This is a genomic window from Acidimicrobiales bacterium (genome assembly GCA_041394245.1).
Lineage (GTDB): Bacteria > Actinomycetota > Acidimicrobiia > Acidimicrobiales > Aldehydirespiratoraceae > JAJRXC01.
Genome location: JAWKIR010000002.1, coordinates 2,497,510 through 2,511,985, shown reverse-complemented (window position 1 = coordinate 2,511,985; position 14,476 = coordinate 2,497,510). Strand labels below are relative to the sequence as shown.

Below are 14,476 nucleotides of genomic sequence, written 5' to 3'. Positions count from 1 at the left end.
CTCAGCCGCCGACCTGGTTGCGCAACGTGTCGACGACCCCGTCGAGCAGACCGCCGTAGCTCGACACCACGGCGATGCCATCGGCCGTCCTCGCGACGACGAGCGTCTCGCCCCAGGAATTGGTCGTGGACAGGTAGGTGAAACCGTCATCGGTGACGAGTTCGCCGCCGAGCCAGTCGGCCAACTCCTCGTCGGTGGCCACGTCGAGCCCGGCCAGCACGATGATGTCGACATAGGCGTCGCCGGGAAGGAACGCCTGTCCGACCACACCGTCGCGGAACTCCCGCTCGGGAACGTCGGTCAGCCACTGCCACCACACGTCGTCCCGATAGATGTCGACGAGGTCGTAGACGAACACGTAGTCCGGCCCGTCGGCGAGCATCCATGCGTTGGCATCGGGGAACGCCATGCCCGCATCGAACCCCATGTCCTCGTCGATCTCGAAGAACGTGTCGTCGCCGAACGAAGACCCGAGGGCGAACGGGTCGCTGAGAAGGTCGGCGAAGGCGTCGACGGTCTCCGCCAGTGCTTCGGCATCGAAGGCCCGCAGCGACTGCAGCATCAGCTCCGAACCCGTGCGGATCGGCGAGATGTACCACCGACCGGCGACGTTGCGAACCACGATCCCGAAGTCGTCGATCGTCGTGAGCCCGCCCATCGCTCCCGACGCGAGGTCACCGAGGCCCGCGTCGGCGAGCACGTCATCGGTGCACATCTCCTCGGTCTCGGGGCCGTAGCCCTCGTCGTAGGTCAGGATCATGCAGTCGTCCTCGATCAGGTAGTCGAAGTCGACCTCGGGACTGTCGACCACCACCTCGACCCGATCGGCGGTGAACGATGCGTCGAACGACACGTCGTCACTGCTCGCTGTGACGTGGATCGCGTCGACGAAGACCGTCGCCTGCGCACCGTCGGTCTCTGCCCTGAGGTCGAGCCCGGCGACCTCCCACGTCCATCCGTCGCTGCGGACTTCCCGGAGGAACTCGTCGGCTGCCCGCTGCCCATCGCCGACGAACAGCGGACCGTAGTCGTAGAGCGCCGACGCTTCGAGCGGATCGAGCATGCCGATCATCGTCGAGATGTCGAGTTGCTCGATCGCCCCGATGAAGTTCTCGACCGCTTGCTCCGGTGAGTCGGCCCCGATCTCGGTGAGGCGGTCGGACGACGCCGGCATCGGTCGCCCCGTCTCGAGACGGGCGTTCTCGGCCACCGTGTACCAGAGGCTCAGGTACCAGCGTCCGTCGCGCTCGACGGCCACGATGGGGAGGTCGCTGGGCGACATCTCCGACGACTGGCGCTGTTCGATCGCGAGGTCGTCGCCGTCGACACGATCGGTCACCAGCGACCCGAACGGCACCGCGGCGCCGTCGAGCGCCGTCGAGGCGGTGCCCCCGACGATGAACAGGTGGGCGACGCCGGGGCGCACCTCGTCGACCCGAACCTCGACGTCGTCGAACTCGACATCGATGCCGTCGACCGCGGCCAGGTCGAGCGAGTCGTCGAAGACCTCGAGACGGATCAACTCCTCGACCACCGAGAACCCGGCGTCGATCATCGTCTCCCGCTCGGTCGGCTCGACGAACTCGGCCGCTCCGATCAGATCCTGCTCCGACAGCGCGGCGAGCGCGCCGTCGAGCGCGGCACGCGGTGAGTCGGCACCGCCGTCGGCCGAGCCCGCGTTGATCGCCAGATAGCCGCCCCCACCCACCAGCACGGCAGCTGCTGCGAGCGCGATGCCGCGACCGAACCATCCCGGACGCGACGCCGGCGGCGCCATCACCGGACCGGTCGAGACGGCCTCCACCGGCGGGGGCATCGACGGCGGGCGCGGGAGCGACGACGACGGCGGCGACCACTCGGAGGGCACGCCTCCCGGATCAGGGCTGGATGGACCGGTGCCCGGTCCGAACTCTTCGGTCATGTCGTGCCTTCCGCCGGCTTTCTCGTTCGCATCAGTAGCAGACCAGCGAGGACCGTTGCGATCAGCCCCAGGACGGTGCCGAGCAGCGCACCCCAGCGGGCGTCGAACGGCGACCGCACGACTGCGAGCCATGCCAACGCCATCAGAGGGCCTATCGGCACCACACACCTCGCACTGAACCTCGAGCGCCCCCAGGCGGCCGCCACGATGGCGCCGGCGGCGAGCAGGGGCAGGAGGTACCACGACGCCAGGGCCAGGTACTCCTCGCCTCCGTCCCACAATGCGAGCGCGCTCGCCGACGACAACAGGTCGATCGTCGAACGGTCGACCCGCCCGCTGCGCGCCCACGGCGCAAGGAGGCACAGCACCGAGGCGACCCCCGCCAGCGCGGGCAGCCCGCTCGGGAACCGCCGCCACGCCGTGGTCAACCCCCCACTCTTCATCGACGCTGAACCTACCCCCGAACGCGAAACGACCCGGGCACAACGCCCGGGCCGCCTCAGTCTTCAGGTTCTGTGAGCGGCAGTGCCGCCGTAGGCGGCGCTGCCGCTCACAGAACGGCTACATCATGCCCATTCCGCCCATGCCACCCATTGGGTCGCCGCCCATCGGCATGGCGGGGGCTTCCTCGGGCTTGTCGGCGATGAGCGCCTCGGTGGTGAGGAGAAGCCCGGCAATGGACGCGGCGTTCTGCAGCGCCGCACGGGTCACCTTGACCGGGTCGATGACGCCGGCCTCGATGAGGTCCTCCATCTCGCCGGTGGCGGCGTTGAACCCCATGGAGCCCTCGGCCTCCTCGACGCGCTGGACGATGACCGCACCCTCGTGGCCGGCGTTGCTCGCGATGAGCCTGGCCGGAGCCTCGAGCGCCGCAAAGATGATGCGAGCGCCGGTGGCCTCGTCACCCTTCAGCTTCTTTTCGATCTTGGCCACGGCGGAGCGCGAGCGGAGCAGGGCGGTGCCGCCACCGGCGACGATGCCTTCCTCGATCGCGGCACGAGTGGCCGAGACGGCGTCTTCGATGCGGTGCTTCTTCTCCTTGAGCTCCACCTCGGTGGCCGCGCCGACCTGGACGACGGCGACGCCGCCGGCCAGCTTGGCGAGACGCTCCTGGAGCTTCTCGCGATCCCAGTCGGAATCGGTGTTGTCGATCTCGGCCTTGATCTGCTTGACGCGGCCCTCGACCTCGGCGACGTCGCCGCCGCCTTCGATGATCGTGGTGTCGTCCTTGGTGACGACGACCTTGCGGGCCTGTCCGAGCAGGCTGAGATCAGCGGTGTCGAGCTTGAGCCCGACTTCCTCGGCGATGACCTGGCCACCGGTGAGGATGGCCATGTCCTGCAGCATCGCCTTGCGGCGCTCACCGAAGCCCGGAGCCTTGACGGAGACCGAGTTGAAGGTGCCACGGATCTTGTTGACCACCAGCGTGGCCAGTGCCTCGCCCTCGATGTCCTCGGCGATGATCAGCAGCGGCTTGCCTGACTGCATGACCTTCTCGAGAACCGGGAGGAGGTCCTGGACGTTGGAGATCTTGCCCTGGTTGAACAGGATGTAGGGCTCGTCGAGCACCGCTTCCTGACGCTCGGGGTCCGTCACGAAGTAGGGCGAGAGATAACCCTTGTCGAACTGCATGCCCTCGACGAAGTCGAGATCCATGCCGAACGTGTTGGACTCCTCGACGGTGAGCACGCCGTCCTTGCCGACCTTGTCGATGGCCTCGGCGATGACCGCGCCGATGGCGGTGTCGGCGGCCGAGATCGAGGCGACCTGGGCGATCTTGTCCTTGCTGTCGTCGACCTGCACGGCCTGCGACGCGAGGTTCTCGACGGCGGCGGCGACGGCCTTCTCCATGCCCTTCTTGAGGCCCATGGGGTTGGCGCCGGCCGCGACGTTGCGCAGACCTTCCTTGACGAGGGACTGGGCGAGCACGGTGGCGGTGGTGGTGCCGTCACCCGCGATGTCGTTGGTCTTGGTCGCCACCTCCTTCACCAGCTGAGCACCCATGTTCTCGAAGTGGTCCTCGAGCTCGATCTCACGAGCGATGGACACACCGTCGTTGGTGATCGTCGGCGCGCCGAACTTCTTGTCGAGGACGACGTTGCGGCCCTTCGGGCCGAGCGTGACCTTGACGGCGTCGGCCAGCTTGTTGACGCCGGCCTCGAGACGACGACGCGCGTCTTCGTTGAACTTCAGTTCCTTGGACATGGTCGCTACCTCAGCTGATCTTGGCGAGGACGTCGCGGGCGTTGAGGATCAGGAGCTCTTCGCCGGCGACCGTGATCTCCGTGCCGCCGTACTTGCTGTAGACGACGGTGTCGCCGACCGCGACGTCGAGAGGGATGATGTCGCCAGTGGTGTCAGAGCGACGGCCGGGGCCGACCGCGATGACTTCGCCCTGCTGGGGCTTCTCCTGGGCGGTGTCAGGGATGACGAGACCGCTGGCGGTGGTCGATTCCGCTTCGTTGGAGCGGACCACAATGCGGTCCTCGAGGGGCTGCAAGCTCATTCGATCCTCCGAGATCGTTTCGTTGAAACACCCGCCGGTACTGGCGAGCGGTCGTTAGCACTCTGAAGTGCCGAGTGCTAACGATACGTCCGGCGCGCCCGACGAACAACTGCCTGCCGCGGGAATTTCGCGCGTCAGGCGGTCGGAAGACGAAGCGACGGGTCGGCACCGACGCCCAGATCGGAAGGGCCGTCGGCCCGCAAACGCCACCATCCCGCAGCGGCGACCATGGCCGCGTTGTCGGTGCACATCGCCCGACTCGGCAGGAACGCGCGGAGTCCGTCGGCCGCCGCGGCCTCGGCCATCTTCTCGCGGAGCCGCGAATTGGCGGCCACGCCGCCGGCGAGACACAACCCCTTTGCCCCGAACTCCCTGGCGGCACGGCGGGCCTTGGCGACCAGGACATCGGCCACGGCCTCCTGGAACGACGCCGCGACGTCTTCGACCGCCACCTCGGGATGCTTGCGGACATGGTTGACCACCGAGGTCTTGACCCCGCTGAACGAGAAGTTCCATCCGTCGCTCGCCATCGCTCTCGGGAACGCGATCGCCGCCGGATCGCCGCTCGCGCTGAGCCGATCGATGATCGGACCGCCCGGATAGCCGAGATCCATGAAGCGGGCGACCTTGTCGAACGCCTCGCCGGCAGCATCGTCGACCGTCGCACCGAGTACCCGGTAGTGGAGGTGATCCTCCATCAGGATCAACATCGTGTGACCGCCCGACACCAGGACGATCACCAGCGGCATCTCGAGATCCGGTTCCTCGAGGAACGCGGCGTAGAGGTGCGCTTCGAGATGGTTGACCGCCACGAACGGCACGTCCCACACCAGTGCCATGGCCTTGGCCGCCGACACACCGACGAGCAGCGCGCCGACCAGGCCCGGCCCGTGGGTGGCGGCGACCGCGTCGATACCGGATGGGGTGAGACCCGACTCGCGGAGCGCCTGGTCGACCACGGGCATGATCGTCTCGACATGGGCACGACTCGCGACCTCGGGAACGACACCGCCGTACTTCGCGTGGATGTCGACCTGGCTCGAGACGATGCTCGACCGCACCTCGGTGGCACGGACGACGACGGCCGCCGCCGTCTCGTCGCAACTCGTCTCGATTCCGAGGATGACGTCGGCGCTCATGCGGGCTCTCCTGTCGCGGTCATGGGGTGGGGACTGTCGAGCGCCTCGAGGCGGGCGGTCGTCTCGTCACTGTCGAGATCGTGGAGCCACATGACGATGCCGTCGTCGGTCGGGTCGCGGTAGTAGTTGCGGCGGACGCCCGCCGGGCGGAACCCGAAGCGGCCGTAGAGCCGCTGCGGCCGACGATCGGCGGCACGAACCTCGAGCGTGGCCGAGACAGATCCGTGTTGGCGGGCGGCGCGAAGGAGGCGGACCAGCAGGGCGGTCGCGATGCCCCGGCCCTCGTGGGCCGCTGCGGTCGCCACCGTGGTGACATGGGCCTCGTCGAGCACGAACAACAGACCGGCATGGCCCACCACCTCGTCGCCGTCGACGGCGACGAGATGCACTCGGTCGTCCGCGGCGAGCTCCTTGCGCCAGGTCGCGACCGACCACGGGTTGGGGTACGCGACCGCGTCGATGGACCGGACCGAGTCGATGTCGCGCGCCGCCATCGTCTCGAAGCGGAGGACTCCGCTCATGCCCCCTCCCACTTCGCGACCGCGTCGGGCCGGCGGAGGTACAGCGGGTGGATCTCGTGGGCCGGCACGGCCTCGTCGAGTCGGCCGACGGCGAGCGAGAGGACCACATCGGGAAGCGGGAGATGCGTCGCTTCGCGGTCGACGTGGTGGCCGGCAGCGGCGAACTCCTCGGCGCGGGCGACCCCACCATCACCGACGATCCGGCGGCCGGTGCCGTACTCCAACTCCGCAACCGTGCCGACCGCCGCTTCGGTTCCGGCCAGTGTGCCGTCGGCGGCGACCGTGAACGCGGCGTGGAACACCTCGCCACGCCGGGCATCGACGGCCACGACCATGTCGCCACCGGCGCGGTTGGCGTGGGCGATGGCTTCGAGTGACGTCACCGGCACCATCGGGACGTCGAGCATGTGGGCCATGGCCCGCGCAGTGGTGATCCCGACCCGCAGACCGGTGTAGAGGCCCGGACCGATGTCGACCGCGACACACGCGATGTCGGCGATCGCGAGGCCGGCCTGGGTCACGACGAACTCGATCTGGGGAGCCAGCGACTCGGCGTGGCGGCGACCCCGCGCCGAGTAGGTCGACGCGATCACCCCGTCGGGCGTACCGACCGCGCAGCCCACGCACGACGTGGCCGACTCGATCGCCAGGACGACCGGCCCGGTCACGTGGTCCACTCCCCGAGCGCGTCGACGAGCCGGTCGAACCGGTCGGACCAGGGCGCACCGACCGGGGTGAATTCGAGCACCCGATCGTCGTCGCCGGCACCGAAGGTGATCCGCACGTCGAGACGGTCCTCGGGCAACGCCGGCAGGATCACGTCGCCCCACTCGATGAGGGTGAGACCGTCGTCGAGCAACTCGCCGAGGGCCAGGTCCTCGGCCTCGGCGAGTGCCTCGATGCGGTACACGTCGAGATGGTTGACCACGAGGCGCCCCTGGTAGCGATTGGCGAGCGTGAAGGTCGGACTCGTCACCGGCTCGTCGACCCCGAGGGCCCGGCAGATGCCCTGCGTGAATGCGGTCTTCCCGGCTCCGAGGTCGCCGACGAGGACGAGGAGATCACCGTCGTCCACGAGCGGCGCGATGGCAGCCGCGAGTGCCTGGGTTGCAGTCGCCGACGCGCTGGTGCATCGGAGTTCGAGGGGCGTTCTCACCCGTCGAGTCTACCGACGGACTCCCTGACGGCCTGCTCGACCGCGACCACCGCCATCAGACGAACATCGTCCACCGCGGCCTCCACGAGCCCGGTGGCGGCGGCGACGAACGCATCGCCATCGCTGCGCATGTGCGGCGGCGTGATCGCCCGGGCGAGCCCGTCGTGGGCACCCTCGGCGAGGAGTCGACAGTCGACCTTGTCGAGGATCGCGTTGGTCACCACGACGCCGATCACGGTGTTGGAACCGAACGTGGCGCGGTCGGGCCATCCGTCGAACGACGCGTCGAGCACGGCCGCGCCGACCGAACCGTCGTCGATCTCACCGGCCGCGTTGTTGGCGATGATCGCCGTGAGCGACAGCTCGCCACGCCGGACGTTGACGATGCCGAGACCCCCCGGTCGGGCGTGATCGGGTCCACGCCACTTCCCCACCGTCGCACCCGTCCCGGCGCCGACACGGCCCGCCGCGGGTGAGCGTCCAGCCACACGCGCGGCGTGGGCACCGGCCCGGGCATCGGGCCGCACCGCCGACGATCCGACCCCGAGGTCGTAGAGCGACAGCGCGACCACGATCGGCACCGGGCCGTGGGCCGTCGCAAACCCACGCCCCTCCTCCTCGAGCACCTCCATGACGCCGTCGGCCGCAGCCAACCCGAACGCCGAACCGCCGCTCAGCACCACCGCATCCACAGCCGCGACCAGCCGGGTCGGGTCGAGCAGGGCGAACTCACGGCTCGCGGGGGCACCGCCGCGCACCTCACCGGAGGCGACGGTCCCGCCAGGAAGCCGGATCACCGTGCACCCGGTCCTGGCGTCGTCATCGGTCCAATGACCGACGGTCACTCCTTCGACGGCGATCTCCACGGGAGGCACGCTAGCGCTCGGCCGGGGGCCGCTCGACGGCCAGCGCCTCGGCCGCCCGGTCGTAGCTCGGCGCCACGACGGTCCACGCAAACCTGGTCATCGACGCCGCGAGTCCTGCGACGGCACCACGGCGATCATCGAGCGCCGCCAGCGTGGCCGCCAGCGCGGCGCGCAACTCGCCCCGCGCGTAGAGGGCGACGGGATGGAACTCGGCCGGGATGATCTCCGGATATGCCACCGCGTCGGGCAACACCGGAACGGCACCCGCGCCGACCGCCTCGACGACCGCGACACCGAAGAACTCGTTCTTCGCGGCCGACACGACGATGTCGGCCCGCCCGACGAGCGACTCGTAGGCGGCCCGATCCTGCAGGCCGCGGGCGATGACGCGACCGCCCAGCCGGTCGAGCAGCGGATCGATCTCCGCCGCGTGACCCCCGCGATGGTCACCGATCACCGCAACACGGAACTCGACACCGGACTCGGCGAGCCGCAGCAACGCCCGCACCACCGCGTCGACGTCCTTGTCGTGGTGCCAGCGCTGATTGCTGAGAATCAGCGGGGGCCGTTCCCGCGGCCCGGGTGCGGGGATGTCGACCCCCACGGGCAGCACCCGCATCCGCCCGGCCACGCCCGAGAGAAGATCGGTGTGGTCGTGATCGGGAACGCCGTGGAGCAGCTCGGGAAGCGCGCCGAGGAGCTCATCGCGGTGGAAGGCGGAGTTGCACCAGATCTCGTCGGCGAACGTGAGGTTGCGCCACGTGATCCACGCGAGCCCCGTGTCGAGGGGTTCACCGGGCCGGCGCGGATAGGTCAGCTGATTCTCGTGGAGATAGAGGACGACCGGAACCCTGCCGTGGGTCAGTCGGGTCCGGGCCAGGAGATCGCCCAGGTCGACCATGTCGGACACGACGAGCAGATCGGGTGACCCACGCTGCTCGGCATCGGCGACGAGCCGAGGGGCGATGGTCACCGCCGCGCCCCGCATCCGCCACCGCCATGCCGAACCGGGCATGGTGTGGAGGCACACGTCGTGGCGGGAGTGGGTCGCCCAACCCTCCGCCCAGGCTCGATGGGAGCCGGCGAAGAAGGGCTCGACGACATCGATGCGCAGGCCCATGCCGGTCTCAGCCATGCGCGCCGAGATCGGCGATCACCGCAGGCAGGAGATCGGCGACCTCGGACGCGACGAGTCCGGGGCCCAGCCGCGCACCGGCGACGCCGTGGACGTGTGCCGCGATCGTCGCCGCGTCGGGGCCGGAGTGGCCCCGCGCCAGGAGGGCGACGATCGCGCCCGCCAGCACGTCGCCGGTGCCGGCCGTGGCCAGAGCCGCGGTGCCCGAGACGATCACCCTCGCCGATCCGTCGGGTGCAGCCACGATGGTGGTCGGCCCCTTCCGCACGACGGTCACCTGATGGGCCTGGGCGAACGCCCGGGTCGCCCCGATCCGATCGGCGTCGTCCGATCCCCCGAGGCGACGCCACTCACCGTCGTGGGGCGTCAACACCGTGGCGGCAGCGCGGTCGGCGAGCATGGTGACGAGCTCCGGTCGCAGGGCATCGCCGTCGAACACGACCGGCTGGTCGAGACCGCAGGCCGCCATCAGCTCGACCCCGCCGACCGGTCCGAGGCCGGGACCGACGAGCACGGCACACACCCGTTCCTCGATCGTGGCGAACGCCGCATCGGCCCAGCCGTCGAGCGGCAGTGGCACGGCGACCGACTCGATCGGGCCCTCGTCGCCTCTGGCACCCGGCATCGACAGCTGGACGATGCCGGCGCCGCACCGCTGCGCCGAGCGAGCGGCGAGCCATGCGGCGCCCGTCATCCCCGGCGAACCACCGACGACACGCACGCCCGAGCGCCACTTGTGATCGTCGACCGGTCGCCGGGTGAGGAGCGCACCGACGTCGGATGGTTCGACCACGTGCACCGAGACGTCGCCGAGCGCCAGTCCGATGTCGACGACCTCCACCGAACCTGCGAGGTCGCGACCGGGCTCGAGCACGAGACCCGGCGCGAGCGCCTGGAAGGTCACGGTCCGATCCGCCCGCAGCGGTGCGCCGAGGCATCGACCCGTGAGGCCGTCGACCCCCGACGGAATGTCGACGGCGAGCACCGGAGTGAAGGGTGCGACTGCGGGCGCGACATAGTCACGGCTGAGCCCGTTGCCGAACGCGGCATCGACCACGAGATCGGCCGCAGGCAGCGCCGACGGCGCGGTGAGTGCATCGACGACCGTCACCCGCACCCCGCGGCGTTCGAGATGGTGGGCGGCGACACGGCCGTCGGCACCATTGTTGCCCGGACCGGCGAGCACGACGACGCGACGACCGTAGGACCCGCCCAGCATCCGGATCGCCGACCGCGCCACCGCGCGGCCGGCGCGATCGATCAGGTCGTCGATCCGGTCGGCCGCGGCCGCATCGATCTCGGTCATCCGCGCCGGTGTCAGGACCGGGATCATGAGGCGAGCGCCACCACGGTCGCTTGGGCGAGGTGATCGGTGTGGGAGATCGTGAGCAGGAACCGTTGTGCCCCCACCTGGCGGGCCGCTTCGGCGGCGGTGCCGTGGAGCCGGAGCTCGGGTCGCCCGTCCTCGTGCTTCACCACCTCGATGTCGGACAGGGCCATCGCCCCGAGACCCAACCCGAGCGACTTCAACGTCGCCTCCTTGGCCGCGAACCGGGCGGCAAGACGAGGCGTCGGGTCGGCGGCCCGCTCGGCATAGGCCCGTTCGTCGGCACGAAACACCCGCTCGGCGAGACTCGGCGTGCGGGCGAGCACCGTCCGGAAGCGGTCGATGTCGACCAGGTCAGTGCCGATGCCGATCATCCCCGGACCCTACCGGGCACGACGTGACGGCGGGATCGCTACCCGTCGCCGTTGACCCGCCAGCGGTCGGCGAGCACATTGATCGGAAGGGTGAGGAGGTCGGCAACGGACTGCTCGCCGAGGATGTCTTCGCGAAAGACGTCCTCGGTCTCGAGCACGGCATCGCGCAGGGCCGAGTAGCGGTTGCGGTAGCCCTGGAGCACACCACGAGCCGCCCCCGGGGTCAGCCCGTCGGCGAAACGGACCTGGAGGAGCGTCAGGCCGGTCGTGACGTTGTCCTTCAGCTCGGGGACGAAGACCAACGATCGACCGTCGCTGCGACCCAGGGCGACGAAGACCCGGCGCTCGAGCGCGACCTGGTGCTTGGTGCCCCGCAGGGTCGGCGACCGGTCGGTGCGCGACGGGATGTTCTGGCTGATGCCGCCGCGATCGACGACGACCGCCGTGGCCTCGCCGTCGCCGTGCTCGTCGAGGCCTTCGATGCGATAGCGCGTGTGTCCGAGGACTTCCGTCACCGCCGGGTCGAGGTCGGCCAGCGTCCGCAACGAGGCGTAGCTGAGCCGGTCACGCGGCGCGCCGGCATCGAGTGCCGCCCGGGCCAGGGCGACCTCGAGCAGCGTCTCGTCGGAGCGGGAGATCCCGACGGTCACCGTCTTCGCCTGGTGCTTGATCGCATCGATCGGTCGCGTGAGCTCCTCGATCCCCATGGTCAACGCGGCGGCGAGATCGTCGAGCACGACGGCCGGCGTGCCGACCTTGCCGTACTCGATCTGGTACGACTCGAGCGGCGTCGACCGGAGCGCGAACCGCAGTAGGGAACCGATCCGCACGGCGGTCCCCGCCTCGAGGTGTCCGTTGAAGGCGCCGGTCCGGTTGCCGTCGAAGAACGCGGTGGCGAGTCGTTCGATCACCGGTTGCACGGTCGCGAGCGCGGCCTCGCCGTTGACGTCGGAGCGGGCGGCGACCTGTTCGATCGCGCTGCGGGCCTCACGCATCGGCCGGGCCTGCGCGTCGATCGCCAGGGCGACCTCGTAGCCGAAGAGGTGACCGACCATCGCGGACAGGATGAATCCGAGCCGGGAGTCGACGGCGGGGACGGGAAGCACGGCGAGCGCAGCATCGAAGCGGCCCTCGCCCTCGTCGGCGATGACGATCGGGGCAGCCTTGTGGGCCCGGAAGATCGCGACTTCCTTCGCGACGTCGTCGGCAGTGGAGCCCGACAGGCCGGCCGCGCACACGAGGATGAGCGGTTCCGAGGAGAGATCGATGTGCTTCTTGTCCTCGGTACTGTCGGCGGCGATCGACTTGTAGCAGAGCTCGGAGAGCTTGATCCGCACTTCCTGGGCGGCGATGCGGTTGCTGCCGTTGCCGACCAGCGCCCAGTAGCGCCGGCTCGGGGCGAAGCTGCGGGCGGCCTGACCGATCAGTTCGCGACGCCCGATCACCGTCTCCATGGCCGTCGGGAGCGAGGTGATCGCCTCGAGCAACGCCCGCCGATCGGCGGCGCCCTCGTCGCCCAACAGTTCGTCGGCCACCGCGATCGCGATGAGCAGGCCCGCTGCGATCTGCGCGTAGAAGGCCTTCGTCGACGCGACCGACATCTCCACATCGCGTCCGTCGGAGGTGTAGAGCACGCCGTCGGCTCGGTCGGTCAGGTCGCTCCCGCGCCGGTTGACGATGGCGATCACCTTCGCGCCGCGATTGCGGACGATGTCGACCGTGCGGTTCGTGTCGGTCGTCGTGCCCGACTGACTCACGGCCACGATCAGTGTGTCGCTCATGTCGGCGCGCAGCGAGAACCCCGACAGCTCGGTGGCGAGGATCGCCTGCGTGCTCAACGCGCCGTTCGGAACCAGCACGTCGAGTGTCGCGGCGAGCGACTGCCCGGCGACCGCCGCGGTGCCCTGTCCGATCACGAGCACCCGCGAGATCGAACCGTCGGCCAGGCCCGCGCGCACCTCGGTGGGGATGATCTCCGGCCCGAGCGACACGCTCGGCCCGTCGGGCCCCTCGACGACCTTGCCGCGCAGCGTCTTGCGGAACGACGTCGGGGCCTCGCCGATCTCCTTCATCAGATAGTGCGGGTGGTCACCACGGTCGATGTCGCGCGTGGTGATCTGGGCGAGGGCGACGTCATCCTCCGTGACGGGGAGATCGGTGCCGTCGTAGGCCTTGCGGAGAATGCCCGAGAGCATCCCGCCCTCGTTGCCGTCGAGCTCGATGATCTGCCCACGGCTCGCGTTGGGGTTCTCCGGATTGCCCGGCGTCTCACCGTCCATGCGGATGTAGCGCATGGTCTCCTCGACCACGCCATAGGGCTCGCTGGCCACGATGTAGGCGTCTTCCGCGAGACCGATGTAGAGGGCCTGGCCGCTGCCGCGAAGCGCGAGCTGGAGTCGGTCCGGCGCGCTCGCGGTCGAGGCGCCGATGGCGACCGAGCCTTCGAAGGTCGCGACGGTACGACGGAACGCCTCAGCCGACTCGAGTCCGTCGTCGAGGCGACGGCTCATGAGGCTGGGAATGACCTTGGCGTCGGTGGTGATCGACGGCGTGATCGTCACGCCTTCTTCGGCGATGAGGTCGGCGAAGTTGTCGACGTCGCCATTGAGCGCACCGACGACATAGGGCCCGGTGGTGCCGATGAGATCGCTGTTGAGCGGATGGGCGTTGGGCTCGCTGATGATCCCGATCGAGGCCCATCGGGTGTGGCCGAGCACCAGTGTTCTCGCGGTGTCGTTGGCAAGTGCCGCGTGCAGCAGGTGGTCGTCGGCGAAGGCCTGTCGGATGACCGCCGTGTTGTCGCCGAGCTCCCCGATTTCGGCCGCCGTCTTGTGCACGATGCTGAGCACGCCGTCGACGAGACGCACGCTGCCCGAGCCGAACGTGGCATCGCCGCTGCGGGCGGCGATCGCGGCCTGGACCGCAGGGTCGTCGAGATCGAGCGCGTGGTCGTGGATCAGCAGGTGCAGGCCGGCCGAGTCACGGCCGCGAACCTCGAGCCGATCGATCGCGCTCAATGCCTGGTGCACCGACAAGAAGGCCTCGAGCGCACCCTGATCACGGGCGTCGCCGGCCAACATCGCCACCGTCTCCGCGGCGCGGAGGCGATCTCGCGTGATCGCCCACACGCCGTCGCGGACGCGGATCAGCTCGTGATTACGACGCTCGAGCTCGGCGGTCGGCAGCTCGGCACCGATCTCCATCGCGGCCTCGATCGCCTCGACCGCAGCCTGGATCTCACCACAGTGATGGGTGAGCGCCGGCGCCACCGAGGCGTCTTCGAGCAGCAGGCGGACGCCCGGCACACCCCGCAGGAGCGCATCGACGGTCATGAGTTCGTCGGCCGCCGCCCGCAGTGCCGCGGTGACGTCGACGGCGTCGCGCAGGGAACCCGCGACCCCCGTGAGCGGGCGCACCACATCGATGCCACTCGGTGTGGCTCGGCTCGAGGGCCGCCGGACTACGGCGATGATCCCGCACATGTGCATGTCTCCCGAAGAAAGAGTTCTGGTTCCCGTCGGCCACCCAACC

Annotated in this window: 13 protein-coding genes; all 13 read right to left on the bottom strand. The window is 69.7% G+C overall.

The annotated features are described in order from the left end of the window. Nucleotide 1: 1 nt before the first annotated feature. The 13 genes from R2707_12535 to R2707_12475 all read right to left on the bottom strand — a co-directional run bounded on the left by R2707_12535 (nucleotide 2) and on the right by R2707_12475 (nucleotide 14,361). The gene (locus R2707_12535) at nucleotides 2-1,921 is read right to left on the bottom strand and encodes a hypothetical protein (GenBank protein MEZ5245917.1); all 1,920 of its coding nucleotides are present in this window, start codon (nucleotides 1,919-1,921) and stop codon (nucleotides 2-4) included. Next, nucleotides 1,918-2,364, bottom strand: coding sequence for a hypothetical protein (locus tag R2707_12530; protein MEZ5245916.1), 447 nt, complete (start codon nucleotides 2,362-2,364; stop codon nucleotides 1,918-1,920). Before R2707_12530 ends, R2707_12535 begins: the two co-directional genes overlap by 4 nt. Before the next feature lie 118 nt (nucleotides 2,365-2,482). After that, the gene (groL, locus tag R2707_12525) at nucleotides 2,483-4,126 is read right to left on the bottom strand and encodes a chaperonin GroEL (protein MEZ5245915.1); all 1,644 of its coding nucleotides are present in this window, start codon (nucleotides 4,124-4,126) and stop codon (nucleotides 2,483-2,485) included. Nucleotides 4,127-4,136: 10 nt separating this feature from the next. Then, nucleotides 4,137-4,442 (bottom strand): co-chaperone GroES, encoded by a 306-nt coding sequence (gene groES / locus R2707_12520; protein ID MEZ5245914.1) that lies wholly within the window; start codon nucleotides 4,440-4,442, stop codon nucleotides 4,137-4,139. A 119-nt stretch (nucleotides 4,443-4,561) separates the two neighbouring features. Then, nucleotides 4,562-5,566, bottom strand: a complete 1,005-nt coding sequence (tsaD, locus tag R2707_12515; GenBank protein MEZ5245913.1) for a tRNA (adenosine(37)-N6)-threonylcarbamoyltransferase complex transferase subunit TsaD — start codon at nucleotides 5,564-5,566, stop codon at nucleotides 4,562-4,564. Beyond that, entirely contained in the window at nucleotides 5,563-6,087 is a 525-nt protein-coding gene (rimI, locus tag R2707_12510) for a ribosomal protein S18-alanine N-acetyltransferase (protein ID MEZ5245912.1), read from the bottom strand. The genes tsaD and rimI overlap by 4 nt, the downstream gene beginning before the upstream one ends. Beyond that, a complete protein-coding gene (gene tsaB / locus R2707_12505) occupies nucleotides 6,084-6,755 on the bottom strand; it encodes a tRNA (adenosine(37)-N6)-threonylcarbamoyltransferase complex dimerization subunit type 1 TsaB (protein MEZ5245911.1) in 672 nt (223 codons plus the stop codon). The genes rimI and tsaB overlap by 4 nt, the downstream gene beginning before the upstream one ends. After that, entirely contained in the window at nucleotides 6,752-7,243 is a 492-nt protein-coding gene (gene tsaE / locus R2707_12500; GenBank protein MEZ5245910.1) for a tRNA (adenosine(37)-N6)-threonylcarbamoyltransferase complex ATPase subunit type 1 TsaE, read from the bottom strand. The genes tsaB and tsaE overlap by 4 nt, the downstream gene beginning before the upstream one ends. After that, nucleotides 7,240-8,109 (bottom strand): P1 family peptidase, encoded by an 870-nt coding sequence (locus R2707_12495; GenBank protein MEZ5245909.1) that lies wholly within the window; start codon nucleotides 8,107-8,109, stop codon nucleotides 7,240-7,242. Before R2707_12495 ends, tsaE begins: the two co-directional genes overlap by 4 nt. A 10-nt stretch (nucleotides 8,110-8,119) precedes the next feature. Then, nucleotides 8,120-9,244, bottom strand: coding sequence for a DUF3524 domain-containing protein (locus tag R2707_12490; GenBank protein ID MEZ5245908.1), 1,125 nt, complete (start codon nucleotides 9,242-9,244; stop codon nucleotides 8,120-8,122). Next, nucleotides 9,237-10,550 (bottom strand): NAD(P)H-hydrate dehydratase, encoded by a 1,314-nt coding sequence (locus tag R2707_12485; GenBank protein MEZ5245907.1) that lies wholly within the window; start codon nucleotides 10,548-10,550, stop codon nucleotides 9,237-9,239. The genes R2707_12490 and R2707_12485 overlap by 8 nt, the downstream gene beginning before the upstream one ends. 23 nt (nucleotides 10,551-10,573) lie before the next feature. Continuing rightward, a complete protein-coding gene (locus tag R2707_12480; protein ID MEZ5245906.1) occupies nucleotides 10,574-10,945 on the bottom strand; it encodes a holo-ACP synthase in 372 nt (123 codons plus the stop codon). 38 nt (nucleotides 10,946-10,983) lie between these two features. Beyond that, the gene (locus tag R2707_12475; protein MEZ5245905.1) at nucleotides 10,984-14,361 is read right to left on the bottom strand and encodes an SIS domain-containing protein; all 3,378 of its coding nucleotides are present in this window, start codon (nucleotides 14,359-14,361) and stop codon (nucleotides 10,984-10,986) included. Nucleotides 14,362-14,476: the final 115 nt, after the last annotated feature.

Coding starts and splice junctions, on each gene's coding strand:
- R2707_12535 (MEZ5245917.1), bottom strand. CDS start 1,921: ATGACCGAAGAGTTCGGACCGGGCACCGGTCCATCCAGCCCTGATCCG.
- R2707_12530 (MEZ5245916.1), bottom strand. CDS start 2,364: ATGAAGAGTGGGGGGTTGACCACGGCGTGGCGGCGGTTCCCGAGCGGG.
- groL (MEZ5245915.1), bottom strand. CDS start 4,126: ATGTCCAAGGAACTGAAGTTCAACGAAGACGCGCGTCGTCGTCTCGAG.
- tsaD (MEZ5245913.1), bottom strand. CDS start 5,566: ATGAGCGCCGACGTCATCCTCGGAATCGAGACGAGTTGCGACGAGACG.
- rimI (MEZ5245912.1), bottom strand. CDS start 6,087: ATGAGCGGAGTCCTCCGCTTCGAGACGATGGCGGCGCGCGACATCGAC.
- R2707_12490 (MEZ5245908.1), bottom strand. CDS start 9,244: ATGGCTGAGACCGGCATGGGCCTGCGCATCGATGTCGTCGAGCCCTTC.
- R2707_12485 (MEZ5245907.1), bottom strand. CDS start 10,550: ATGACCGAGATCGATGCGGCCGCGGCCGACCGGATCGACGACCTGATC.
- R2707_12480 (MEZ5245906.1), bottom strand. CDS start 10,945: ATGATCGGCATCGGCACTGACCTGGTCGACATCGACCGCTTCCGGACG.